The sequence below is a fragment of the Ensifer sp. LBL genome, assembly GCF_050435225.1.
GTDB lineage: Bacteria > Pseudomonadota > Alphaproteobacteria > Rhizobiales > Rhizobiaceae > Ensifer.
In genome coordinates, this window is the sequence record NZ_JBNDJY010000001.1 from 49,921 (window position 1) to 73,762 (window position 23,842).

At 61.6% G+C, this 23,842-nt stretch carries 20 protein-coding genes; 4 read left to right on the forward strand and 16 right to left on the reverse strand.

The genetic code is table 11. The annotated features are described in order from the left end of the window. Nucleotides 1-126: 126 nt before the first annotated feature. Together OKW20_RS00275 and OKW20_RS00280 are read left to right on the forward strand one after the other, a co-directional pair. A complete protein-coding gene (locus OKW20_RS00275; RefSeq protein ID WP_429169640.1) occupies nucleotides 127-1,419 on the forward strand; it encodes a DNA polymerase IV in 1,293 nt (430 codons plus the stop codon). A gap of 139 nt (nucleotides 1,420-1,558) precedes the next feature. Beyond that, nucleotides 1,559-2,788 carry a L,D-transpeptidase family protein gene (locus OKW20_RS00280; protein WP_429169642.1) on the forward strand — a complete coding sequence of 410 codons (1,230 nt, stop codon included), beginning with the start codon at nucleotides 1,559-1,561 and terminating at the stop codon, nucleotides 2,786-2,788. 108 nt (nucleotides 2,789-2,896) lie between these two features. On the opposite strand, the gene dnaE is transcribed toward OKW20_RS00280, so the two are convergent. Beyond that, nucleotides 2,897-6,394: a DNA polymerase III subunit alpha gene (gene dnaE / locus OKW20_RS00285; protein WP_429169643.1), complete on the reverse strand. Its 3,498-nt coding sequence runs from the start codon at nucleotides 6,392-6,394 to the stop codon at nucleotides 2,897-2,899. A gap of 418 nt (nucleotides 6,395-6,812) precedes the next feature. Between dnaE and OKW20_RS00290 the strand changes: the two genes are divergently transcribed. Together OKW20_RS00290 and OKW20_RS00295 are read left to right on the forward strand one after the other, a co-directional pair. Beyond that, nucleotides 6,813-7,385 carry a hypothetical protein gene (locus tag OKW20_RS00290; RefSeq protein ID WP_429169645.1) on the forward strand — a complete coding sequence of 191 codons (573 nt, stop codon included), beginning with the start codon at nucleotides 6,813-6,815 and terminating at the stop codon, nucleotides 7,383-7,385. 80 nt (nucleotides 7,386-7,465) lie between these two features. Next, a complete protein-coding gene (locus tag OKW20_RS00295; protein ID WP_429169647.1) occupies nucleotides 7,466-7,933 on the forward strand; it encodes a DUF5680 domain-containing protein in 468 nt (155 codons plus the stop codon). Between the two features lie 168 nt (nucleotides 7,934-8,101). Here the strand turns inward: OKW20_RS00295 and OKW20_RS00300 are convergent, their stop codons facing one another. The 15 genes from OKW20_RS00300 to nuoI form a co-directional block, all read right to left on the reverse strand. After that, nucleotides 8,102-9,412, reverse strand: a complete 1,311-nt coding sequence (locus tag OKW20_RS00300; RefSeq protein WP_429169649.1) for a lipoprotein-releasing ABC transporter permease subunit — start codon at nucleotides 9,410-9,412, stop codon at nucleotides 8,102-8,104. A gap of 19 nt (nucleotides 9,413-9,431) precedes the next feature. Beyond that, a complete protein-coding gene (locus OKW20_RS00305; RefSeq protein ID WP_429115477.1) occupies nucleotides 9,432-9,563 on the reverse strand; it encodes a hypothetical protein in 132 nt (43 codons plus the stop codon). Between the two features lie 239 nt (nucleotides 9,564-9,802). Then, nucleotides 9,803-10,489 (reverse strand): ABC transporter ATP-binding protein, encoded by a 687-nt coding sequence (locus tag OKW20_RS00310; protein WP_043627193.1) that lies wholly within the window; start codon nucleotides 10,487-10,489, stop codon nucleotides 9,803-9,805. 16 nt (nucleotides 10,490-10,505) lie between these two features. Further along, nucleotides 10,506-11,816 carry a lipoprotein-releasing ABC transporter permease subunit gene (locus OKW20_RS00315; RefSeq protein ID WP_402316589.1) on the reverse strand — a complete coding sequence of 437 codons (1,311 nt, stop codon included), beginning with the start codon at nucleotides 11,814-11,816 and terminating at the stop codon, nucleotides 10,506-10,508. A gap of 19 nt (nucleotides 11,817-11,835) precedes the next feature. Continuing rightward, nucleotides 11,836-13,164, reverse strand: a complete 1,329-nt coding sequence (gene proS, locus OKW20_RS00320) for a proline--tRNA ligase (RefSeq protein ID WP_043626125.1) — start codon at nucleotides 13,162-13,164, stop codon at nucleotides 11,836-11,838. A 749-nt stretch (nucleotides 13,165-13,913) separates the two neighbouring features. Further along, complete coding sequence (locus OKW20_RS00325) at nucleotides 13,914-14,183, reverse strand: DUF1467 family protein (RefSeq protein ID WP_043626126.1); 270 nt, start codon at nucleotides 14,181-14,183, stop codon at nucleotides 13,914-13,916. A gap of 130 nt (nucleotides 14,184-14,313) precedes the next feature. Then, on the reverse strand, nucleotides 14,314-14,718 hold the full coding sequence (gene mce / locus OKW20_RS00330) for a methylmalonyl-CoA epimerase (RefSeq protein ID WP_429169650.1): 405 nt from the start codon (nucleotides 14,716-14,718) through the stop codon (nucleotides 14,314-14,316). 57 nt (nucleotides 14,719-14,775) lie between these two features. Continuing rightward, on the reverse strand, nucleotides 14,776-16,443 hold the full coding sequence (locus OKW20_RS00335) for a ribonuclease J (protein ID WP_043626129.1): 1,668 nt from the start codon (nucleotides 16,441-16,443) through the stop codon (nucleotides 14,776-14,778). 26 nt (nucleotides 16,444-16,469) lie between these two features. Next, nucleotides 16,470-17,234: a biotin--[acetyl-CoA-carboxylase] ligase gene (locus OKW20_RS00340; protein WP_043626163.1), complete on the reverse strand. Its 765-nt coding sequence runs from the start codon at nucleotides 17,232-17,234 to the stop codon at nucleotides 16,470-16,472. Next, nucleotides 17,234-18,676: an NADH-quinone oxidoreductase subunit NuoN gene (gene nuoN / locus OKW20_RS00345; RefSeq protein WP_192447269.1), complete on the reverse strand. Its 1,443-nt coding sequence runs from the start codon at nucleotides 18,674-18,676 to the stop codon at nucleotides 17,234-17,236. The genes OKW20_RS00340 and nuoN overlap by 1 nt, the downstream gene beginning before the upstream one ends. A gap of 19 nt (nucleotides 18,677-18,695) precedes the next feature. Beyond that, nucleotides 18,696-20,207, reverse strand: a complete 1,512-nt coding sequence (locus OKW20_RS00350; protein ID WP_429169652.1) for an NADH-quinone oxidoreductase subunit M — start codon at nucleotides 20,205-20,207, stop codon at nucleotides 18,696-18,698. Then, on the reverse strand, nucleotides 20,207-22,201 hold the full coding sequence (gene nuoL, locus OKW20_RS00355; RefSeq protein ID WP_429169653.1) for an NADH-quinone oxidoreductase subunit L: 1,995 nt from the start codon (nucleotides 22,199-22,201) through the stop codon (nucleotides 20,207-20,209). Before nuoL ends, OKW20_RS00350 begins: the two co-directional genes overlap by 1 nt. 7 nt (nucleotides 22,202-22,208) lie before the next feature. After that, nucleotides 22,209-22,517 (reverse strand): NADH-quinone oxidoreductase subunit NuoK, encoded by a 309-nt coding sequence (gene nuoK, locus OKW20_RS00360; protein WP_034803568.1) that lies wholly within the window; start codon nucleotides 22,515-22,517, stop codon nucleotides 22,209-22,211. A gap of 28 nt (nucleotides 22,518-22,545) precedes the next feature. Beyond that, nucleotides 22,546-23,160, reverse strand: a complete 615-nt coding sequence (locus OKW20_RS00365) for an NADH-quinone oxidoreductase subunit J (RefSeq protein WP_043626138.1) — start codon at nucleotides 23,158-23,160, stop codon at nucleotides 22,546-22,548. A 138-nt stretch (nucleotides 23,161-23,298) separates the two neighbouring features. Further along, the gene (gene nuoI / locus OKW20_RS00370) at nucleotides 23,299-23,790 is read right to left on the reverse strand and encodes an NADH-quinone oxidoreductase subunit NuoI (protein WP_025426590.1); all 492 of its coding nucleotides are present in this window, start codon (nucleotides 23,788-23,790) and stop codon (nucleotides 23,299-23,301) included. Between the last annotated feature and the right edge of the window lie 52 nt (nucleotides 23,791-23,842).

A 23,842-nucleotide genomic window follows, 5' to 3' on the forward strand; every position in this document is an offset into this window, starting at 1 on the left:
CGCTGCGCGAGACGCGCCCGGCGATCCTTTTCAACGGCGACAATTGCATTGTGATTTCCAATCGCGCCTCCTTGAGACTCGCTAGAGTAGAGCTTAAGGTCGCAATGTTCAATATTTGTTCCCGATATGCCCGACAGCGCTGCTCACTCTCCAGGCTTCTGCCGCGACTGCCTCAAGGAACAGGCGGCGTCCGTGCGGCGCTGCCTAGCCTGCGGCAGCCCGCGCATTCTGCGGCATGCGGAGCTTTATGACCTGACGCTGGCGCACATCGACTGTGACGCCTTCTATGCCTCGATCGAGAAGCGCGACAACCCGGAGCTCGCCGACAAGCCGGTCATCATCGGCGGTGGCAAGCGCGGCGTGGTCTCCACCGCCTGCTACGTCGCCCGCATTCACGGCGTGCGCTCGGCGATGCCGATGTTCAAGGCGCTGGAAGCCTGCCCGCAGGCCATCGTCATCAAGCCCAATATGGAGAAATACGCCCGTGTCGGCCGCGAGGTGCGCACGCTGATGCAGGAACTGACACCGCTGGTGCAGCCGCTGTCGATCGACGAGGCCTTCCTCGAACTCAGCGGCACGGAGCGGCTGCATCACGATCCGCCGGCGCGCACGCTTGCGCGTCTTGCCCGCCGGATCGAGCAGGAGATCGGCATCTCCGTCTCGGTCGGCCTCTCCTACTGCAAGTTCCTCGCCAAGGTGGCGTCAGACCTGCAAAAGCCGCGCGGCTTTTCCGTCATCGGCCAGGCCGAGGCGCTGGACTTCCTGCGGGAAAAGCCGGTGACCCTGATCTGGGGCGTCGGCAAGGCCTTTGCCGCGACGCTGGAGCGTGACGGCGTGCGCACGATCGGGCAATTGCAGACCATGGAGGAAGGCGACCTCATGCGCCGCTACGGCACCATGGGGCAACGGCTCTTCCGCCTGTCGCGCGGGCTCGACGAGAGAGCGGTCGAAATCGATGGCGAAGCCAAGAGCGTGTCCGCAGAGACGACGTTCAACGACGATATCGCGCGCTACGACGACCTTGTCACGCATCTGCGGCGCCTTAGCGAACAGGTGGCCCACCGGCTGCGAAAGTCCGAACTCGCCGGCCAGACGGTCGTTCTCAAGCTCAAAACCGCCGACTTCAAGATCCGCACCCGCAACCGGCGCCTGGACAGCCCTACCCGCCTTGCCGACCGTATCTTCCGCATCGGCCTGCAGCTTCTGGAAAAAGAGGCGGACGGAACGAAGTATCGGCTGATCGGCATCGGCGTCAGCGATCTCTCTGCCCCGGATCTCGCCGATCCGCCGGATCTCGTTGATCCCGCGGCCACCAGACGCGCTGCGGCCGAGGACGCGATGAACAGGCTGCGCGACAAGTTCGGCAAGGCGAGCGTCGAAACCGGCTACACGTTCGGCACCAGAAAACGCGATCCATAAGACCGCAGGCGTGCTTGCTCGAGCAGACACACCTCGCAGAGCGATCACGCAACCTTGATCGACCCCACACACATCAGGATGAATTCCTTAAAGATTGGCGACTAGGCTTGTTCGCCAAGTCACGTGTTGGGTTGAGTGTATGGTATCGCGTTTCGCTCTCACCGCCAGCGTCGTCGCACTGCTCTTGTCGCCGGCCACCGGTTTTGCAGGCAGTCGCGGGCCGCTTCAGATCATCGTCTCGAAGGACCAGCAATCGCTCGTCGTCTATGACGGCGACGCTGTCATTGCGACGTCGCCGGTCTCGACCGGCAAGGCGGGTCACACCACGCCATCGGGCATCTTTTCGATCCTCGAAAAGCGGCGCCATCACAAGTCGAACATCTATTCGAACGCGCCGATGCCCTTCATGCAGCGGCTCACCTGGTCGGGCATTGCGCTGCACGGCTCCAACCATGTGCCGGACTATCCGGCCTCTCATGGCTGCGTGCGGTTGCCGAGCCAATTTGCCGCCTCGCTCTACAAGATGACCGAGCGCGGCGTGCACGTGCTGATCTCCGACCGGCAGATAACGCCCCTGGAGGTTAAGAGCGCCCTGCTCTTTCGCCCGGCTCCGATCGACCTCCAGCCACCGCTTTCCGACGTGCCACTGAGACCCGCGATCAGCCAGGCCGGCGACACTCCGGTGGAAGTGGCAATGCGGGAGCCGCCCGGCGGCGCCCATTCGGCGCGCTCCACCGAGGAGCCGATCCGGATCCTGATCACCCGCAGCGACGCACGCGACACCATGCGCGAGGTTCAGTCGTCCCTCGATTTCCTCGGCTACGTACCCGGTGCGATCGACGGCCATGCCGGGCCAGCGACGATTGCGGCCCTGCGCGCCTTCCAGGCAAGCGAGGGCCTCGACGGCGACGGCAAGCTGACGCCGGAACTGACCGACAGGCTTCTGCGCAAGGCCGGCCGCACGCCGCCGCAGAACGGCAAGATCCTCGTGCGGCAAAGCTTCAAGCCGCTCTTTGAGGCAGGGCTTACGATCGACAAGCCGGAAGAGGCACTCGGAACCCATTTCCTCCAGTTCCGCCTCAATGAGGAGCAAGGTGCCGAAGGCAAATGGTTCGGCGTCTCGCTTGAGAACCACCTGCCCGCCTCGACGAAGAAGCGCCTTGGAATCTCCATGGAGGCCGATCCCTTCGCCTATAATGGTATCCAGCGCACGCTCGCGCGCATGACGATCTCCGACGATGTGCGCAAGCGCGTGGAAGCGTTGCTCGCCGAAGGCTCATCGCTGTCGATCGCCGATATGGAAAGCGGACTGGAGACCGGTCAGGGCACCGATTTCATCACCATCACCCGGACACGTCCCGGCAACTGATCCGTCCCAGACCGGCAGACGACACCCGACGAGCGTCCGGCCGCGGGTCGCGAGGTTCCAAACCTGGTCAGACGCCGCTCCGCTGCGATTGAGCGGCCCCCTCTCGGACTACACCAGTTCGACGTCGATGACGCCCGGCGCCGAGCGCAGTGCTGCAGCGATCTCCGGTGAAATCCGGAACTTCTCGCTCAGTTCCACCTCGATCTCGCGCTGGCCATTGTCCTTGATGACGACGAAGGAGACGAGACCATCGCCCCTGGTGTTGAGGTGCGAAGCGATCGATTTCAACGGGCCGGAATCACGCACATAGACACGCAGCGCCTTCTGCAGTTGCAGCGATTCTTCTTCGAGCGAGCGCAGCGTCTGGATGCGCAGGCCGATGCCTTCCGGCCGCTCTTCGGCAGCCACCGTCATGACCAGCGATTTGCCGGGCTCGAGCAGGTCTCGATACTGGTGCAGCATCTCGGAGAACAGAACCGCTTCGAACTGGCCGGAGGAATCCGAGAAGGCAATGATGCCCATCTTGTTGCCGGTTCGCGTCTTGCGCTCCTGCTTCGAGGTCACGGTTCCGGCGAGCCTTCCGGCCGTCGCCCCCTTTTTCACCGAGCCTGCGAAATCGCCGAAGGTTTGTACGCGCATCTTGGCGAGCAGCGCATTGTAGGTGTCGAGCGGATGGGCTGAGAGATAGAAGCCAAGCACCTGGAACTCGCGGTGCAGCTTTTCCGAGGCGAGCCACGGCGTGTAGGTCGGAAGCGCAATGCGTTCCGGCCCGGTGGCAGCACCTGCGCCGAACATGTCGCTCTGCCCGCTCGTCTTGTTTTCCTGGGCACGCTGGGCAAATCCCAGAATGCGATCGAGCCCGCCGACCAGCTCCGCCCGGTCGTAGCCAAAGCAATCGAAGGCGCCGGCGGCAATCAGGCTTTCAAAGACGCGTCGGTTGAGAAGCTTGGGGTCGATCCGCAGGCAGAAGTCTTCGAGGCTTGCAAAGGTCTTGTCGCCGCGAACCTCGACGATGTGCTCGACGGCCGATTCGCCGACGCCCTTGATCGCTGCAAGCGAGTAGTAGATGCGGCTCTCGCCCGTCTGGAAATGCCGGAACGAGGTCTGCACCGACGGGGCGATCACCTCGATGCCCAGGCGCTTGGCATCCTGCCGGAAGTCGTTGACCTTTTCGGTGTTGGACATGTCGAGCGTCATCGACGCCGCCAGGAACTCCACCGGATAATGCGCCTTCATGTAGGCGGTCTGATAGGACACGATCGCGTAGGCTGCCGCGTGCGACTTGTTGAAGCCGTAGTTGGCGAACTTTGCGAGCAGGTCGAAAATGAGGTCGGCCTGCGGCTTCGACACCTCGTTCTTGACGGCGCCGTCGACGAAACGGGCGCGCTGCTTGTCCATCTCCTCCTTGATCTTCTTACCCATGGCGCGGCGCAGAAGGTCGGCCTCTCCGAGCGAGTAGCCAGAGAGCACCTGGGCGATCTGCATCACCTGCTCCTGGTAAACGATAACGCCCTGGGTTTCCTTGAGCAGGTGGTCGATCTTCGGGTGGATCGACTCGACCTCCTCCTCGCCATGCTTGCGGGCGTTATAGACCGGGATGTTCTCCATCGGACCCGGGCGATAGAGCGCCACGAGCGCGATGATGTCTTCGATACAGTCGGGCCGCATACCGATCAGCGCCTTGCGCATGCCGGCACTTTCCACCTGGAACACGCCGACCGTTTCGCCGCGCGACAGCATCTCGTAGGTCTTCGGATCGTCGAGCGGGATGCTCGCCAGATCGACCTCGATGCCGCGCTGCTTCACGAAATCGACGGCGACCTTCAGGACAGTCAGCGTCTTCAGGCCGAGGAAGTCGAACTTGACGAGACCGGCCTGCTCGACCCACTTCATGTTGAACTGGGTGACCGGCATGTCGGAACGCGGATCGCGATACATCGGCACGAGCTGCGACAGCGGCCGGTCGCCGATCACGATGCCGGCGGCGTGGGTCGAGGCGTGGCGGTAGAGGCCCTCGATTTTCTGGGCGATATCGAGCAGGCGGGCGACCACCGGCTCCTTCTCGGCCTCTTCCTGCAGGCGCGGCTCTTCCTCGATCGCCTTGGAAAGCGGCGTCGGGTTGGCCGGGTTGTTGGGCACCAGCTTGCAGATCTTGTCGACCTGACCATAGGGCATTTCCAGCACGCGGCCGACGTCGCGCAAGGCGGCGCGCGCCTGCAGCGAACCGAAGGTGATGATCTGCGCCACCTGCTCGCGGCCGTATTTGCGCTGCACGTAGCGGATCACCTCTTCGCGCCGGTCCTGGCAGAAGTCGATGTCGAAGTCGGGCATCGAGACGCGCTCGGGATTGAGGAAGCGTTCGAACAGCAGCGAGAAGCGCATCGGATCGACGTCGGTGATCGTCAGCGCATAGGCGACGAGCGAGCCGGCACCCGAACCGCGCCCCGGCCCGACGGGGATGTCGTGCTGCTTGGCCCATTTGATGAAGTCGGCAACGATCAGGAAGTAACCGGGGAACTTCATGCGCTCGATGACGCTGAGTTCGAAGGCCAGGCGCTCGCGGTATTCCTCTTCGGTGTAGCCGGGCGCCATGCCGAGCCTCGCGAGACGATCTTCGAGGCCCTCCTCCGCCTGGCGACGCAGTTCGTCCGACTCGGCGCGCTCGGCCTCCTCCGGATCCGCCGTCGCGCCGGTGAAGCGCGGCAGGATCGGCCCACGGGTCTTCAGCATGAAGGAGCAGCGCCGGGCGATCTCGAGCGTGTTTTCCAGCGCCTCGGGCAGATCGGCAAACAGCGCCGCCATTTCCTTGCGGCTCTTGAGATAATGGTCCGGCGTCAATCGGAAGCGGCTGTCGTCCGAAACCATGGCATTGTGCGCGACCGCCATCAGGGCGTCATGCGCCTCGTAGTCGGAGGGCGACGGGAAGAAGGCTTCGTTGGTGGCGACAAGCGGAATGTCGAACTTGTAGGCCAGTTCGATCATCCGGCTTTCGTGCCGCCGGTCGTAGCCACCGTGGCGCTGCAGCTCGATATAGAGCCGATCGCCGAAGAGATCATGCAGGGCTTCGAGGCGCGCTTCGGCGAGCGCCGTCGAGCTCGTCTTCATGGCGACATCCACCGGACCGCCGGATGCGCCGGTCAGCGCAATCAGCCCCTCGGTGCCGCACTCGGAAAGCCAGGAGCGGGTGATGCGCGTCGCCTGGCTGCCCTCGCCGCTGAGATAGGCGCGGCTGACGAGATCGACGAGGCGCGTATAGCCGTCATCGGTCGCCGCGATCAGCACGATCGACGGCAGCTTGGCAAGCTGGTGCCCATGGCCGCGTCGATCCCCCTCGGTCTCGTCTTCCATGTCAATCGACAGCTGGCAGCCGGTGATCGGCTGCAGCCCGTCACCGGCTGCCTTCTGCGAAAATTCCAGCGCTGCAAAAAGATTGTTGGTGTCGGCGATCCCGATCGCCGGCTGGTTATCGGCGACCGCCTTGCCGATGACCTTCTTCAGCGGCAGGGCGCCTTCGAGCAAGGAGAAGGCAGAGTGGACGCGCAGATGCACGAATTGCGGATCCGTGCCGAGCGCCTCACTCGATGCTGCCTTGCTGTCGTCTGCCATTGTCGCACCCTGATTCCTGTCCACTTGGAAGGATATCCCGTTTATCACCCGCCATGTCCAGATTCCCCTGGCATGTCGTCCCCCTTATTCAATGGGGATGAGGCGCTTTGCGGAGGTGCTTGAGAGAAAATATCGACGCCCGCCTTCAGAGGCCGAGCGCGATGAAAGAGATGCTTGCGATGAACAGGCTCATCGACGCGAAGGCGGCGAGGTCACGAACAAAATCAGTCATAACATGGCTCCTTTTCCGTTATGTTTTTACTTTGTTCCATTTTTGTTCACGCGTCAAGCAATGCACAGGCGTTCTGTTCACGATGGTTAATACGGCGCGTGAATGCGGGTTAACCGGTGGACAAGCCGCTTGAGGAAAGTGCCGCGCCCGCATATCAAGGGGAACAACCACGCGGAGCGCTCCGACATGCTTGCACGCCTGATTCTCCCCTCTCTGCTACTGCTTCCTGCCGTTGCCTCGGCGGCCGACGCAATCGACCCCGCCCGTATCGTCTCTGCGGCGACCGGCGACTGGGACAAGGACGGTTCTTCCGATCTCGCGCTGATCGTGCGACCGGCCGAAGGCAGCGACGAGGACAACGGCGTCCTACTCTACCTCACCGGCGACAACGGCGCGCTGGCATTGAAATCAGCCATTCCGAACAAGGTCTGGGGTCAGTTCGAACTCGTCGGCCAAGCGCCCTCGATCGAAGCGCTGCCGAGCGGCTCGCTGCTCATCACCAGTCACAACGATGCCATCGGGCGTGACCGCTGGGAACAGAAGCTGACGGTCGCCTATCGCAACTTCGACTTCGTCGTGGCGGGCTACACCTACTCGTCCTACGATACGCTCGATCCCGACAACACCGCGCAATGCGACCTCAATGTGCTGACTGGCAAGGGCAAATCCAACGACAAGCCAGTCGAAGCCAAAGGCGAGCTCATCCTCCTCAAGGACTGGACCGACGATCGCGGGCAGAAGGCCTGCGGCCTGCAATAATCGGGTAAATGTTCCCTATTTGTTCTTTACAACCTCGACGGACCGCTGCATCCTTTTGCGCGAACGTATGAGGAACAATCATGGCCGCGCTCGAACCACTCAAAGAATTCATCGTCGAAGCGAAATCAAACACCTATGTCGGCGGCGGCGGGCGGCGCTCGTCGTCACGCCCGGGTTCCCACGATATCGGCTATGAACGGGATCGCTGGCGCTACGTCGACAGCTATTTCGGCGGGACCGATTTCGCAGGCCAGGAGACCGTTTGGCAGGATGATCAGCCGCAGTGGGCGATGAACTACTTCGGCCGGATCATCCGTCCCGACCTCATCAACGGCGAAAAGGCAGGCGTCGTCATCAAGGCGGCACTTCAGGCGATGTACCGCGACAAGCGGCATTTCCTCGGCGGCACGGAGTTCCGGCACGCCCATGGCTACTATATCGACAACAGCCGCGGCGATACCGCACATTTTTCCGGGCACGAGGTCATCTTCGTCGATGGCGAGGAAGCCTATGAGCTCGACTATCGTGGCGGCCTGATCAGGCCATAGGGCAAGACCCTACGGCCTGTGGCGCAGGAGCGAGCAACGGTCTGTTACGCGGAAAGATCGCTGCGCGCTTTCGGCGTCCTGTGCGGTGGAAGCGCTTGTGACGGTGGCGGTCGCTCGTCGCAAGCGCGCGTTCATTCAAGAGATGCCGTTGTCGGTCGTGGGGTCGGGTCAATCGTAACGCAGGGCCTGCACCGGATCGAGGCGCGAGGCGCGCCAGGCCGGAAAGATCGTGGCGAGGAAGGAAAGGGTCAGCGCCATGACGATAACGAGTGCGGTCTCATGGGCGTTCATGTCGGCCGGAAGCTGGTTCAAGAAATAGAGTTCCGGGCTGAATATCGTCGTCCCGGAGATCCAGGAAAAGAACTGCCGGATGGATTCGATGTTGAGGCAGACAACGATGCCGAGCGCCACGCCCGCGACCGTTCCGGCAACACCGATTGCAGCACCCGTCATGAAGAAGATGCGCATCACCGAGCCTGAGGTTGCGCCCATTGTTCTGAGGATCGCGATGTCGCTACCCTTGTCCTTCACCAGCATGATCAGGCCGGAGATGATGTTGAGCGCCGCGACCAGCACGATCAACGACAGGATCATGAACATCACGTTGCTCTGGACCTCGAGCGTCGAGAGGAAGGTCCTGTTGCGGTCGCGCCAGTCGGTGATGAAGATCTGCCGCCCGGCCGCATCCTCGATCGGCTGGCGCAGCTCGTCGATGGCTTCAGGACGCTCGACGAAGATCTCGATCGACTGGACCAGTCCCTCGGCGTTGAAGAACAGCTGCGCTTCCTCGAGCGGCATGAAGAGGATCGTCGCATCATACTCAGACATGCCGATCTCGTAGATCGCCGAGACGGTATAGGCCTTGACGCGCGGGTTCATGCCGAGCGGCGTCACGTCGCCATTGGGCGACGTCAGCGTGATCGTTCCGCCGACCTGAATGCCGAGCTGTTCGGCCATACGCGAGCCGATCGCAACACCGGAGCCGGCGGCAAAGCCGACGAGATCGCCGGACTGGATATGGTCGGAAACCGACTTCATCTTGCTCAGGTCGTCAGCACGGATGCCACGCACCAGAGCACCCGTCGAACTGTCTCCGACGCCCTTAGCCAGAACCTGACCCTCGAGCATCGGGATCGCCATGGTGACACCCTTGACGGCCGAAAACTTCGACGCCAGTTCCGGATAGTTGTCGAGCGGACCATCGATCGGCTGGACGATCATGTGGCCGTTGATGCCGAGAATGCGGGAGATGAGTTCGGTGCGGAAGCCGTTCATCACGGCCATGACGATGATCAACGTCGCCACCCCGAGCATGATGCCGATGAAGGAGAAACCGGCGATGACGGAGATGAAGGCTTCCTTGCGCCTGGAGCGCAGGTAGCGCCACGCCACCATGCGCTCGAAGGCGGAAAAGGGACGGCTGGAGGACTTTTCAGGCTGCGTTGCGGCCTGCACCTGATCTTGCACCACGGCGGTCATCCTGCCTTCCCTTGCTTCATCACTTCGCCGCGATCAGCTTGTTGATCGCAGCCTCGACGGTCAGCGTCTCGTGGTCCTCTATTTCGACCTCGCCATTGGCAATCGAACGCGAACCAACGATCGCGTGAACCCGCACAGCGCCCGCTCGCAAGAGGTATCGCCGACCTAGATTGCGCGGCGATGACGTCGAGACCCGCCGTGTGCAGCGGGATCAGGGACGGTTTCATCTCTTCCGCCTGCACGATAGCGGCGCCGGGCGACTGCTGGCAGCGGACTGGCTGAGGAACAGCCAAGTAGGAAAGCGCACATGGCATTTCAACGGAACAGCGGTTTCCCGCAAGTAGCTGGCGAGCGACAGGCCCGGAAGGCGGCGTACACGCCGCCAGACCATCAGGCCATCTCGACGACCTTGCCGTCCTCGATCGTCACGCGGCGATCCATCAGCCCGGCGAGTTCATGATTGTGCGTGGCGATCAAGGCCGCGAGCCCTGACTGGCGGGCGAGCGCTTCCAGCGCCTCGAAGACGTAACCGGCGGTTTCCGGGTCGAGATTGCCCGTCGGCTCATCGGCAAGCAGCACGAGCGGCGCGTTGGCGACGGCGCGCGCGATTGCGACGCGCTGTTGTTCGCCGCCCGAAAGCTCCGCCGGACGATGTTCGGCGCGGTGGCCGATGCGCATATAATCGAGCAGAGCCTTCGCCCGTTCCGCGGCTTCCTTCTTTGGCAATCCCCCGATCAGCTGCGGCATCATGATGTTTTCAAGTGCCGTGAACTCAGGGAGCAGATGGTGGAACTGGTAGACGAAACCGATCTCGTTGCGACGGATCGCCGTGCGCCGGTCGTCGTTAAGCCCGCCGCAGGACACCCCGTTGACCAGAACCTCGCCGGCATCGGGGCGTTCCAACAGGCCCGCGACATGCAGCAGCGTCGACTTGCCGGTTCCCGAAGGTGCGACCAGCGCGACGGTCTCGCCGCTTCTCAGGGTGAAATCCGCACCCTTGAGGATGGACAGAAAGGTCTCGCCTTCCCCATAGTGCCGTTCGACGCCGGAAAGTTGCAGTGCCACACGCGCATTCATTCAAGTGTCGTCCTTGTCATTCGTAACGCAGGGCCTGCACCGGATCGAGGCGCGAGGCGCGCCAGGCCGGAAAGATCGTGGCGAGGAAGGAAAGGGTCAGTGCCATGACGATGACGAGTGCGGTCTCGTCGGCGTTCATGTCGGCCGGAAGCTGGCTGAGGAAATAAAGCTCGGGGCTGAAGAGCGTCGTTCCCGAGATCCAGGAAAAGAACTGCCGGATGGATTCGATGTTGAGGCAGACGATGACGCCGAGCGCCACGCCCGCGACCGTTCCGGCAACACCGATTGCAGCACCCGTCATGAAGAAAATGCGCATCACCGAGCCTGAGGTTGCGCCCATTGTTCTCAGGATCGCGATGTCGCTCCCCTTGTCCTTCACCAGCATGATCAGGCCGGAGATGATGTTGAGCGCCGCGACCAGCACGATCAGCGTCAGGATCATGAACATCACGTTGCGTTCCACCTGGAGCGCGGAGAAGAAGGTCTTGTTGCGGTCGCGCCAGTCGGTGATGAAGATCTGCCGGCCGGCCGCATCCTCGATCGGCTGGCGCAGTTCGTCGACGACGTCAGGATGTTCGACGAAAATCTCGATCGACTGAACCAGTCCCTCGGCGTTGAAGAACAGTTGCGCTTCCTCGAGTGGCATGAAGAGGATCGTCGCGTCATACTCCGACATGCCGATCTCGTAGATCGCCGAGACGGTGTAGGCTTTGACGCGCGGGTTCATGCCAAGTGGCGTCACGTCGCCATTGGGCGAGGTCAGCGTGATCGTTCCGCCGACCTGAATGCCGAGCTGCTCGGCCATGCGCGAGCCGATCGCGACACCTGTGCCGGAGGCAAAGCCGACGAGATCGCCGGACTGGATGTGGTCGGAAACCGACTTCATCTTGCTCAGGTCGTCAGCACGGATGCCACGCACCAGGGCGCCGGTCGAGCTGTCGCCCACACCTTGCGCCAGAACCTGCCCCTCGACCATCGGGATCGCCATGGTGACGCCCTTGACGCCCGAGAACTTCGTCGCGAGGTCAGCGTAATTGTCGAGCGGACCATCGATCGGCTGGACGATCATGTGGCCGTTGATGCCGAGAATGCGGGAGATGAGCTCGGTGCGGAAGCCGTTCATCACGGCCATGACGATGATCAGCGTCGCAACGCCGAGCATGATGCCGATGAAGGAGAAGCCGGCGATGACGGAGATGAAGGCTTCCTTGCGCCTGGAGCGCAGGTAGCGCCACGCCACCATGCGCTCGAAGGCGGAAAAGGGTCGGCTGGAGGACTTTTCAGGCTGCGTTGCGGCCTGCACCTGATCTTGCACCACGGCGGTCATCCTGCCTTCCCTTGCCTCATCACTTCGTTGCGATCAGCTTGTTGATCGCAGCCTCGACGGTCAGCGTCTCGCGCTCACCGGTCTTGCGATCCTTGAGCTCGATTTCACCATTGGCAATCGAGCGCGGTCCGACGATCACCTGAACCGGCACGCCGATCAGATCGGCCGTTGCGAACTTGGCACCGGCGCGGTCGTCGCGGTCGTCGAGAAGCACGTCGAATCCGGCATTTCCGAGTTTCGAGTAGAGCGTCTCGCAGGCGCCGTCGCAAGCGGCGTCGCCTGCTTTCATGTTGATGATCACGGCATCGAACGGCGCGATCGACTTCGGCCAGATGATGCCGTTGTCGTCATGCGAAGCTTCGATGATCGCCGGCACCAGACGGGTCGGGCCGATGCCGTAGGAGCCCATGTGCACGGCATGCTCCTTGCCGTCGGGGCCGAGCACCTTGGCGCCCATGGCTTCGGAGTACTTGGTGCCGAAATAGAAGATGTGACCGACTTCGATGCCGCGGGCCGACAGACGGTCGCCTTCGGCCACAGCGTTGAAGGCCGCCTCGTCGTGCATTTCCGACGTGGCCGCATAACGCGAGGTCCACTTGTCGAAGATCGTCTTCAGGCCGGCGACGTCATCGAAATTCGTGTCTTCGCCCGGAATGTCGAAGCCGAGGAAGTCCTTATGGCAGAAGACTTCGGATTCGCCGGTGTCGGCGAGAATGATGAATTCGTGGCTGAGGTTGCCGCCGATCGGGCCGGTATCGGCACGCATCGGAATGGCGCGAAGGCCCATGCGCGCGAAGGTGCGAAGGTAAGCGGCAAACATGCGGTTATAGGCGTGCTCAGCCCCTTCCCGATCGAGATCGAAGGAATAGGCATCCTTCATCAGGAATTCGCGCGAGCGCATGGTGCCGAAGCGCGGACGGATCTCGTCACGGAACTTCAGCTGGATATGGTAGAGGTTGAGCGGCAGATCGCGGTAGGACTTCACGTAGGAACGGAACACGTCCGTGATCATTTCCTCGTTCGTCGGACCGTAAAGCATCGGCCGGTCCTGGCGGTCCTTGATGCGCAGCATCTCCTTGCCATAGGCGTCGTAGCGCCCGCTCTCCTGCCACAGCTCGGCAGACTGGAGGGTCGGCATCAGAAGCTCGATCGCGCCGGAGCGGTTCTGCTCTTCGCGGATGACCGCATTGACCTTGTCGAGAACCCGCTTGCCGAGTGGCAGCCAGGTATAGATGCCCGAGGATTGCTGCCGGACCATGCCCGTGCGGAGCATGAGACGGTGGGAAACGATTTCCGCTTCCTTAGGATTTTCCTTGAGGATGGGCATGAAAAAGCGGGACAGGCGCATGACGGGTTCCAGAACTTGATGAACGTCGCACTATCGGCGGATTCGGGCGAAATGACGTTGAGCGAGATGCCGGCTTCACCTTTTGATTGATAAAGGCGACCGCTGCTTCTCGGGTCGGACTCTCCATTTTCCATCACCGGCGCAGCCGGCAGGAACCTTTACGAGCCTTGCGTTCATAGCTGCTTCGCAGTCGGAAGAAAACCCTGCTCTCCGTTGTCACGGGCAGAGAAAGCATCCACGGATTTTCAGGGGGAATGCGACGCCGATCCTGCGTCAAAAGAGCACGCTAGTAACAAGATTACGACAGTAATTGTCAACGGGAATATTTTACCCGACTGTAGCAAAAATGCAAAAAAACAGGATGACAGAGCCCAATGTTTGGGCTAGTTTCGGCTCACAAAACAGGCATGAAGACTAAATTCTTGCCGACTTTCGCGGTCAAGTCTTGGGAGGATAAGATCTTAGGCGCGCTTCGTCGCTGCCGCCGGAAACGGATTAAAGATCACGCGAAACTTGAAAAACAAGGCTTTTAGCCTTGTTTTTTTTTGCTTTTCAGCAAGCGACATCCCCGCGAAGCACCCTACAAAATTGAACTATGTCAATTTCACGGCGGTCAATCCTACAATTGCCCGGGTCTTCTGCGCAGGCATGCGCGAAGGCGCCGTCAAGGCACGGATGTGCCCATCAGATTGCAGAGAATTTGTCGCTACGAGAACGGTCGCCCTCGCGTGGCGGCAGCGATGAACTTATCAATAGAATTTTGGGTAGAAACGCGGAATGGAATCGATGCCGTAGCCCAGCCTGACGGACAGGATATACCAGGCGAGTTGAATGACGGCCGCAATTATGGTCGTCAGAAGCACGACCCGTTTGGCGTTGAACTTCGCCGGCGCGCTCTCGACACTGCCCGGAACGACGCTGTTTTCTTCCGCCTGGGTGCGAACGCCCAAGGGTAGCACGGCAAAGAGCGTAATCCACCAGATGATGAAGTAGATGGCAAAGGTCGAAAAAAGCGGCATTTCAAGCTCCCGGTGAAGGCGATCGGCAAGACGACGGGCAACCCCGTATTCGCCGCGACTTCCGCGACATTCCGTCCGCCTTATAGCGCCGCCGGCCCGATCGCACAAACCGTCATCGCGCGATCAACTGTCACACCTCTTCGAGTTCGATCAGCGTACCCTGAAAATCCTTGGGATGCAGGAAGAGCACCGGCTTGCCGTGCGCGCCGGTCTTCGGCTCGCCATCCCCCAGCACCCGTGCTCCGGCGGCGCGCAACGCGTCGCGCGCCGACAGGATGTTCTCCACCTCGTAGCAGATGTGATGCATCCCACCCGACGGGTTCTTCGCCAGGAAAGCAGCGATCGGCGAGCCCTCGCCGAGCGGCTCAAGCAGCTCGACCTTGGTGTTGGCAAGCGTGACAAACACGACGGTGACGCCGTGTTCTGGCAAAGCCTGCGGCTCGGTGACGGAGGCGCCGAGCGTCGAGCGATAGCTTTCGGCGGCGGCGTGAAGGTCCGGCACGGCGATGGCGATGTGGTTCACTCTTCCAAGCATGGCGATCTCCCGCTTTGACGTCCGGCTTCGCTTACAAGGTTGCGCGCGACCGGCCAATCAGACTTTGGTGACAAACACCGTGACGATCGGCTTCTTGCCCCAGATCTGGTTGGCGGTGCTGCGTACGGCGCGGCGGACCGCCTCCTGCAGCATCGCCAGATCCTTGCGCTTGGCCCGCGGGATGCTCTCGACGGCGCCGAGAATGGCGTCATAGAGCGTGTCCTCCATGTCCTCACCCTCGTCGTCGAACTCCGGCAAGCCGATCGCGACGATATCCGGGTCGCCCAGAAAATCGTAGCGGCTGTCGAGAACGACGTTGACGGCGACATGGCCGGCGAAGGAGAGCTTCCGGCGTTCACCGATGCCCATCTCCTCGAAGTCGCCGATGAGGCTGCCATCCTTGTAGATGCGGCCGTGGGGCGCTTCGTCAATCACTTCGGCGGGACCTGGCGCAAGACGCAGCATTTCGCCGTTCCGAAGACGCGGAACGCTGGCGATGCCGGACTGGCGACCCAGCTCGCCGTGCGCCGTCAGATGCGCCGCTTCGCCATGAACAGGCACAAGGATCTGCGGCCGCAGCCACTGGTACATCTGCTGCAGCTCGGTGCGACGCGGGTGGCCGGACACGTGCACCAGCGCCTCGCTGTCGGTGATGATGTGGATGCCCTGTTCGACGAGGCCGTTCTTGATGTCGTTGATCGCCTTTTCGTTGCCCGGGATCGTGCGTGAAGAAAACACGACCGTGTCGCCAGCCGAGAAGGCGACATTGCGCATCTCGTCGCGGGCGATCTTGGCAAGGGCTGCCCGCGGCTCGCCCTGGCTGCCGGTGAGGATCACCACGACCTTGTCGCGCGGCACATAGCCGAACTCGTCTTCGGCGAGGAATGGCTTGATGCCTTCCATCAGCCCAAGGTCCGTAGCGACGGCGACGACCCGCTTCATCGAACTGCCGAGCAGGAGCACATCCCTGCCCGCCTCTTCGGCCGCTTCAGCGATCGAGCGGATGCGCCCGACATTCGAGGAGAACGTCGTGATCGCCACCCGGCCCTCGGCACTGGCAATGATCTTCGTCAGGCTTTCGGAAACCTCCTGCTCCGATGGCGAAACGCCGTCGCGCATCGCGTTGGTGGAATCGCAGACGAGGGCAAGCACACCTTCATCGCCGATCTGGCGGAACCGTGCCTCGTCGGTCAGCGGTCCAAGCGACGGGTGCAGATCGATCTTCCAGTCGCCGGTATGAACCACGGTGCCCGCCGGCGTGCGGATGATCAGCGACATCGGCTCAGGGATCGAATGGTTGACGCCGACGGCCTCGATCTCGAAGGGGCCGACATTGATACGGTCGCCCTGCTTGAAGATGGTGACCGGGATTTCGCCCCGGCTCTTCTCGAAATCGCGCTTGGCTTCCAGCATGCCAGCCGTGAACGGCGAGGCGTAGACCGGAACGTTCAGCCCCGGCCAAAGGTCGTTCAGGCCGCCATAGTGGTCTTCGTGGGCATGCGTGATGATGATGCCCTTGAGATTGCGACGTTCCTCGGCAAGGAAGCCGATATCGGGGAGAACGAGGTCGACGCCCGGAAGATCGGGCCCCGGAAACGTCACACCGCAATCGACCATGATCCACTGGCGGCTTCCCGGCCGCCCGTAGCCATAAAGGCCGAGGTTCATGCCGATTTCACCGACGCCGCCGAGCGGCAAGAACACCAGTTCTTCTTCCTGCGCCATATCGTGATGCGCCCCTGTTTCCAAATTTATCCGAAAAATACGTCGCCGGCGGCAATCGCCTGCGTCATGCCGTTGCCGGTGTCGAGCACCAGCCGTCCGGCCTCATCAATACCGGCAAAGCGCCCTGAAAGCGACCGGTCCGGCAGGTTCACGGTTATCGTTTCACCAATGCCGCGGGCTGCTGCCCGCCATTGTTCGATCGTCGCGGCGATACCGACGCCCCGATCCCAGACCTGCAGGGTCTCCGCCATCGTCAGGAACAGGCGCGCAAACAGTTCGTCGGGCGAAACCGACGCACCTTCGTTGGCCAGGGACGTCACGGGATAGAGCCCTTCGTCCGGCTGGACAGCGATGTTGATGCCGCAACCGATGACCAGCGCCCGGCGCCCATCTGGGAGGCTTTCGCCTTCAAGCAGGATACCGCAGGTCTTCTTGCCGTCGATCAGGATGTCGTTCGGCCACTTGATCTCGACAGGCGCCGAACCCGGCGGCATTACCTGGCGGATTGCCCTGTGAACGGCGACGGCAACGGCAAGCGGCAGCGAATGCAGCTGCTCGACCGGAGCCGGCTCGATGAGGAGAAGCGAAGCGTAGAGATTGCCCGGTTCGGAGAACCATGCCCGGCCGCGACGTCCGCGCCCGCCGGTCTGCCTGATGGCCGTGACCCAGAGATTGCCCGGGTCACCCTGGCGCGCACGCGCCAGGCATTCGCTGTTGGTCGACCCGACCGCATCGAGAGCGACGTGCCGGAAATCGTCGAGCGAGATCCGGCCGCCGCTTTCAAAGGCGATCAAAAGAAGGTCCGCGCCGCGACTTCAGCGGCGTTTCCGAGCGGGCCGCCGATCAGGACGTATCCGAGAACGAACAGGCCCGAGAGACCGAAGACCAGCCGCAGTTCGCCGGCGGTGCGGGCGAACTCGCCCTTGGCATCGTCGAACCACATCACCTTGATGACGCGCAGGTAGTAGTAGGCGCCAACGACCGATGCGAGAACGCCGATGATGGCGAGCGCATAGAGCTGAGCTTCGATGGCCGCCATGAAGACGAAGTACTTCCCGAAGAATCCTGCCATCGGCGGGATGCCGGCGAGCGAGAACATCAGGACGGTCAGCACGGTCGCCATGAAGGGGTTGGTCTGCGACAGACCGGCGAGATCGTCGACGTTCTCGACGTTTTCGCCTTCCTTGCGGCGCATCGCCAGAATGCAGGCGAAGGTGCCGAGCGTCATGACCATGTAGATGAGCATGTAGAGCAGCACGCCGCGAACACCGGCCATGGAGCCGGCGGCGAGGCCAACCAGCGCGTAGCCCATGTGGCCGATCGAGGAATAGGCCATCAGACGCTTGATGTTCTTCTGGCCGATCGCCGCGAACGCGCCGAGCAGCATCGATGCGATCGAGATGAAGACGATGATCTGCTGCCAGTCGGCAACCACGGGCTCGAAGGCGTTGATGACGATGCGAACGAGGATCGCCATGGCGGCGACCTTCGGTGCCGCCGCGAAGAAGGCGGTGACCGGCGTCGGCGCGCCTTCGTAAACATCCGGCGTCCACATGTGGAACGGCACGGCCGAGATCTTGAAGGCAAGGCCGGCGAGCACGAAGACGAGACCGAAGATCAGGCCGAGCGAGCGGCCCTCAGCCGTCAGCGCAGCCGCGATCTGGGTAAAGCCGGTGTGGCCGGTGAAGCCGTAGATCAGCGACATGCCGTAGAGCAGCATGCCCGAAGAAAGCGCACCAAGGACGAAGTACTTCAGGCCGGCTTCCGTCGAGCGCACGCTATCGCGGTTGATGGCAGCGACGACATAAAGGGCCAGCGACTGCAGTTCCAACGACAGGTAGAGCGACATCAGGTCGTTGGCCGAGATCATCAGGAGCATGCCGAGCGTTGCCAGCACCAGGAGCACCGGAAACTCGAAACGGTCGATCTGGGCGGAGCGCGCATGACCAACCGTCATCACCAGGGCGGTGATGGAGCCGATCAGGGCCAGAACCTTCATGAACTTGGCGAAAGGATCCGACAGGAAGGCGCCGCCATAGGCTTCGCCTTCACCGGTCTTCAGAACGAGCCAGAGGCCGGCGATGATCAGAACGGCAACCGCAAGACCGGTGACCGTCGACGCCGACTTCTCGCCGGAAAACACGCCAATCATCAGCAAGGCCATCGCGCCGACCGCGAGGATCAGCTCGGGGATCGAGAGTTGCAGGCTTGCAAGGAGGGTTTCAGCAGTCATGTCCAATCACGTCCTGTGGTCATTGCACCGAAAGCGCAACGTTTTGCGCTGCCTGCAGGGCTGCGGAGTAGTTGTTGACGAGCAGATCCACGGAGGCCGCGGTCGCATCGAAGATCGGTGCCGGGTAGACGCCGAAGAAGATCGTCAGGATCACCAGCGGATAAAGGATGGCCTTTTCGCGCGGCGACAGGTCGAGCAACGCCTTCAGGCTTTCCTTTTCCAAGGCACCGAACACGACCCGGCGATAGAGCCAGAGCGCGTAAGCCGCCGACAGGATCACGCCGGAGGTGGCAAAGAGCGCAACCCAGGTGTTGGCACGGAAGGCGCCAACCAGGGTCAGCACTTCACCCACGAAGCTGGACGTGCCCGGCAGGCCGACGTTCGCCATGGTGAACACCATGAAGGCGACGGCATATTTCGGCATGTTGTTGACGAGACCGCCATAGGCGGAGATTTCGCGGGTGTGCAGACGATCGTAGACAACGCCGACGCAAAGGAAGAGCGCGCCCGAGACGATGCCGTGCGACAGCATCTGGAAGATCGCACCCTGAACGCCCTGAACGTTGGCAGCAAAGATACCCATTGTCACGTAGCCCATGTGTGCCACCGACGAATAGGCGATCAGCTTCTTGATGTCGGTCTGCATCAGCGCCACCAGCGAGGTGTAGATGATGGCGACGACCGAGAGCGTGAATACGAACGGCTGGAAGTAGTCGGATGCCAACGGGAACATCGGCAGCGAGAAGCGCAGGAAGCCGTAACCACCGAGCTTCAGGAGCACGCCGGCCAGGATGACCGAGCCTGCGGTCGGCGCCTGAACGTGCGCGTCGGGAAGCCAGGTGTGGACCGGCCACATCGGCATCTTCACCGCAAAGGATGCGAAGAAGGCGAGCCAAAGCCAGGTCTGCATCTGGCGCGGGAAGTTATAGGCGAGCAACTGCGTGATGTCGGTCGTACCGGCCTGCCAGTACATCGCCATGATCGCAAGCAGCATCAGCACCGAGCCGAGCAGCGTATAGAGGAAGAACTTGTAGCTGGCGTAGACGCGGTCCTTACCGCCCCAGACACCGATGATGAGGAACATCGGAATGAGGCCGGCTTCGAAGAACACGTAGAACAGCACGATATCGAGCGACACGAAGACGCCGATCATGAACGTTTCCAGGACCAGGAACGCGATCATGTATACCTTTAGCCGCTTCTCGATCGACAGCCAGCTTGCAAGCACGCAGAACGGCATGAGGAAGGCCGAGAGCACGACGAACAGCATCGAGATGCCGTCGATACCCAGATGGTAGGAAATGCCGGTGCCGAGCCACTCATGCTTTTCGATCATCTGGAAGCCGGGGTTCGAGGCATCGAACTGGTACCAGATGTAAACCGACACCGCGAAGGTGAAGATCGTCGTCAGCAGCGAAACGTTCAGGATATTCCGGCGGCCGTAGGCGCTGTCTTCCCTGACAAGCAAGAGAAGTAGAACGCCGACGAGCGGCATGAAGGTGACCGCGGAAAGTACGGGCCAATCGGTCATCAGAAGGAACTCCTGAACATCATCCAAGTAACAAGCGCGGCAATGCCGATGAGCATCGCGAACGCGTAGTGATAGAGGTAACCAGTCTGCAGGCGGACAACGCGGTCAGTGACGTTGAGCACGCGAGCGGCAATGCCGTTCGGGCCGTAGCCATCGATCACGCGACCGTCGCCTTCCTTCCACAGGAAGGTGCCGAGCCACTTGGCCGAACGCACGAACAGGAAGTCGTAGAGCTCGTCGAAGTACCACTTGTTCAAGAGGAACTGATAGAGGCCGCGATGCTGTTCTGCCAGATACTTCGGCAGTTCCGGCCGGCGGATATACATGTACCAGGCGGTGAAGAGGCCGAGCGCCATGGCGCAGAACGGGCTCCACTTAACCCACTTCGGAACATCGTGGTAGGTCTCGAGGATTTCGTTCTCAGCCGATGTGAACAGCGCGCCCTTCCAGAACTCGGCATAGTGATGGCCGAAGAAGTAGTCGTGGAAGAGGAAGCCGGCGACGAGCGCGCCAACACCAAGAATGTAGAGCGGCACCAGCATGACCTGCGGCGATTCGTGGACGTGATGCATGACATCCGAGGAAGCGCGCGGCTTGCCGTGGAACGTCATGAAGGCCAGACGCCAGGAGTAGAAGCTGGTGAAGAGCGCAGCGACGACCAGCAGCGCGAAGGCAAAGCCGGAAACCGAGCTATGCGCGGCATAGGCGGATTCGATGATCGCGTCCTTCGAGAAGAAGCCCGCGGTACCGATGATCGTGCCGGGGATGCCGACGCCGGTCAGTGCGATCGTGCCGATGAACATCATCCAGTAGGTAACCGGAATGTGCTTCCTGAGGCCACCCATGTAACGCATGTCCTGCTCGCCATCGACGGCGTGGATGACCGAACCGGCGCCCAAGAACAGAAGCGCCTTGAAGAAGGCGTGCGTGAACAGGTGGAAGATCGCCGCGCCATAGGCGCCGACGCCGAGCGCCACGAACATGTAGCCGAGCTGCGAGCAGGTCGAATAGGCGATGACGCGCTTGATGTCGTTCTGGACCAGACCGACGGTCGCCGCAAAGAAGGCGGTGATCGCACCGATGATGGTGACGACGGTCAGCGCATCCGGCGACAATTCGAAGATAGGCGACATGCGGGCGACGAGGAAGACGCCGGCCGTGACCATGGTTGCGGCATGGATAAGAGCCGAAACCGGGGTCGGGCCTTCCATGGCGTCCGGAAGCCAGGTGTGCAGCAGGAACTGCGCCGACTTGCCCATCGCGCCCATGAAGAGCAGGAGCGCTGCTGCGGTGACCGCATCAGCCTTGTCGAGGTGCATGCCAAACAGCGTGATAACCGCCTCGCCTGCTCCAGCGCCTTCGGCCGGCAGATAGGTCTTGGCAGCCGCAAAGATCGTCTCGAAGTTGACCGAGCCGAACAGCACGAACACGAGGAAGATACCGAGCGCGAAGCCGAAGTCGCCGACACGGTTGACGATGAAGGCCTTCATCGCAGCGGCGTTCGCCGACGGCTTCTTGTACCAGAAACCGATGAGCAGGTAGGACGCGAGACCCACCCCTTCCCAGCCGAAGAACATCTGCACCAGGTTGTCCGACGTGATGAGCATCAACATCGCGAAGGTGAAGAGCGACAGATAGGCGAAGAAGCGCGGACGATGCGGATCGTGGTGCATGTAGCCGATCGAATAGACATGCACGAGCGTCGACACGGTGTTGACGACGACGAACATCACCGATGTCAGCGTGTCGACACGGAACGCCCATTCGACGTCGAAGCTGCCGGACTGGATCCAGCGCAGCACCGAAACCTTGATCATTTCCTGGTGGCCCATGGCAACGTCGAAGAAGACGTACCAGGAGAGAGCCGCGGCGATGATCATCAGACCGCTGGTGACATATTCCGAAGCCTTGGCGCCGATCGAATTCCCGAAGAGGCCGGCGATCAGAAAGCCGATCAAAGGCAGGAAGACGATAGCCTTGATGATGGTATCCATAGCCCAATCAGCCCTTCATCATGTTGACGTCTTCAACAGCGATCGAGCCGCGGTTGCGGTAGAAGACGACGAGAATTGCAAGTCCGATGGCCGCTTCCGCAGCCGCGACGGTCAGGATGAACAGGGCAAAGACCTGGCCAGTGATATCGTTCAGGAACGCCGAGAAGGCGACCATGTTGATATTGACCGCGAGAAGAATGAGTTCGACCGACATCAGGATGACGATGACGTTCTTCCGGTTCAGGAAGATGCCGAAGACGCCCAGCGTGAACAGGATGGCGCTGACGGTGAGATAGTGGGAAATTCCGATTTCCATTTTTTTGTTCCTCGATCTCGCGTCCGACTTAGATGCCCTGGCCGGGCTTGACCGAGACCACTTCGACGGCGGTCTCGGGCGTGCGGGCAACCTGCTGCGGGATGTTCTGGCGCTTGACGTTGTCGCGGTGGCGCAGGGTCAGCACGATCGCGCCGATCATGGCGACGAGCAGGACCAGGCCGGCGATCTGGAAGAAGTAGACGTAGTGGGTATAGAGCACGTCGCCGAGCGCTGCCGTGTTCGTGCGGTCGGCGACCGCCGGGATCGGCATCGAAATCGACTTGGCGATCTCCGGCGAGAACGTCGCACCGCCAACCACGATGATGAGCTCGGCTGCAAGGATCAGACCGATCAGCGCGCCGACCGGCGCGTATTCGAGCACGCCGGCCCGCAGTTCCGCGAAGTCGATGTCGAGCATCATGACCACGAACAGGAACAGCACCGCGACCGCGCCGACATAAACGACCAGCAGGATCATCGCGAGGAATTCGGCGCCGGTCAGCAGGAACAGACCTGCTGAGTTAAAGAAGGTCAGGATCAGGAACAGAACCGAATAAACCGGGTTCCTGGCCGCAATGACCATGAATGCCGACGCCACCGCGATGAAGGCAAAGAGATAGAAAAAAAGAACCTGCAGACCCATGATCGGTGCCTTCTTCGTCTTGCACGGTGTGAGGCGCTTCTGGCCCCACTCCACAGGCAAAGCCGGACACGCGTCCGGCCGTTGCCCAAACCTATGTCACATGCACCGCCCTCCCCGGGGCGGCGCTACGCTCTGGCCTCAGCGATAAGGCGAGTCCATTGCGATGTTGCGTGCGATTTCCCGTTCCCAACGGTCGCCGTTGGCGAGGAGCTTGTCCTTGTCGTAGTACAGCTCTTCGCGCGTCTCGGTGGCGAACTCGAAGTTCGGGCCCTCGACGATGGCATCGACCGGACAGGCTTCCTGGCAGAAACCGCAATAGATGCACTTCACCATGTCGATGTCGTAGCGAACCGTACGGCGGGTGCCGTCGTTGCGGCGCGGGCCGGCTTCGATGGTGATGGCCTGTGCAGGACAGATCGCCTCGCACAGCTTGCAGGCGATGCAGCGTTCTTCACCGTTCGGATAACGGCGCAGCGCATGCTCGCCGCGGAAACGCGGGCTGACCGGCCCCTTTTCGAAGGGGTAGTTCAACGTCGCCTTCGGCTTGAAGAAATAGCGCATCGACAGAAAGAACGCGCCGACGAATTCCTTCAGGAACAGCGAGCTGACGGCTTGCGAAAGACCGGCCATCATTTACCTCCAGAGTTGCCGGCCTGGGAGCGGCCGGCGGTATGCTGCCAAA

Excerpts from the sequence above, each read along its gene's own strand:
- OKW20_RS00275 (WP_429169640.1), top strand. The coding sequence starts at position 127 with ATGCCCGACAGCGCTGCTCACTCTCCAGGCTTCTGCCGCGACTGCCTC.
- OKW20_RS00280 (WP_429169642.1), top strand. The coding sequence starts at position 1,559 with ATGGTATCGCGTTTCGCTCTCACCGCCAGCGTCGTCGCACTGCTCTTG.
- dnaE (WP_429169643.1), bottom strand. The coding sequence starts at position 6,394 with ATGGCAGACGACAGCAAGGCAGCATCGAGTGAGGCGCTCGGCACGGAT.
- OKW20_RS00290 (WP_429169645.1), top strand. The coding sequence starts at position 6,813 with ATGCTTGCACGCCTGATTCTCCCCTCTCTGCTACTGCTTCCTGCCGTT.
- OKW20_RS00295 (WP_429169647.1), top strand. The coding sequence starts at position 7,466 with ATGGCCGCGCTCGAACCACTCAAAGAATTCATCGTCGAAGCGAAATCA.
- OKW20_RS00300 (WP_429169649.1), bottom strand. The coding sequence starts at position 9,412 with ATGACCGCCGTGGTGCAAGATCAGGTGCAGGCCGCAACGCAGCCTGAA.
- OKW20_RS00310 (WP_043627193.1), bottom strand. The coding sequence starts at position 10,489 with ATGAATGCGCGTGTGGCACTGCAACTTTCCGGCGTCGAACGGCACTAT.
- OKW20_RS00315 (WP_402316589.1), bottom strand. The coding sequence starts at position 11,816 with ATGACCGCCGTGGTGCAAGATCAGGTGCAGGCCGCAACGCAGCCTGAA.
- proS (WP_043626125.1), bottom strand. The coding sequence starts at position 13,164 with ATGCGCCTGTCCCGCTTTTTCATGCCCATCCTCAAGGAAAATCCTAAG.
- OKW20_RS00325 (WP_043626126.1), bottom strand. The coding sequence starts at position 14,183 with ATGCCGCTTTTTTCGACCTTTGCCATCTACTTCATCATCTGGTGGATT.
- mce (WP_429169650.1), bottom strand. The coding sequence starts at position 14,718 with ATGCTTGGAAGAGTGAACCACATCGCCATCGCCGTGCCGGACCTTCAC.
- OKW20_RS00335 (WP_043626129.1), bottom strand. The coding sequence starts at position 16,443 with ATGGCGCAGGAAGAAGAACTGGTGTTCTTGCCGCTCGGCGGCGTCGGT.
- nuoN (WP_192447269.1), bottom strand. The coding sequence starts at position 18,676 with ATGACTGCTGAAACCCTCCTTGCAAGCCTGCAACTCTCGATCCCCGAG.
- OKW20_RS00350 (WP_429169652.1), bottom strand. The coding sequence starts at position 20,207 with ATGACCGATTGGCCCGTACTTTCCGCGGTCACCTTCATGCCGCTCGTC.
- nuoL (WP_429169653.1), bottom strand. The coding sequence starts at position 22,201 with ATGGATACCATCATCAAGGCTATCGTCTTCCTGCCTTTGATCGGCTTT.
- nuoK (WP_034803568.1), bottom strand. The coding sequence starts at position 22,517 with ATGGAAATCGGAATTTCCCACTATCTCACCGTCAGCGCCATCCTGTTC.
- OKW20_RS00365 (WP_043626138.1), bottom strand. The coding sequence starts at position 23,160 with ATGGGTCTGCAGGTTCTTTTTTTCTATCTCTTTGCCTTCATCGCGGTG.
- nuoI (WP_025426590.1), bottom strand. The coding sequence starts at position 23,790 with ATGGCCGGTCTTTCGCAAGCCGTCAGCTCGCTGTTCCTGAAGGAATTC.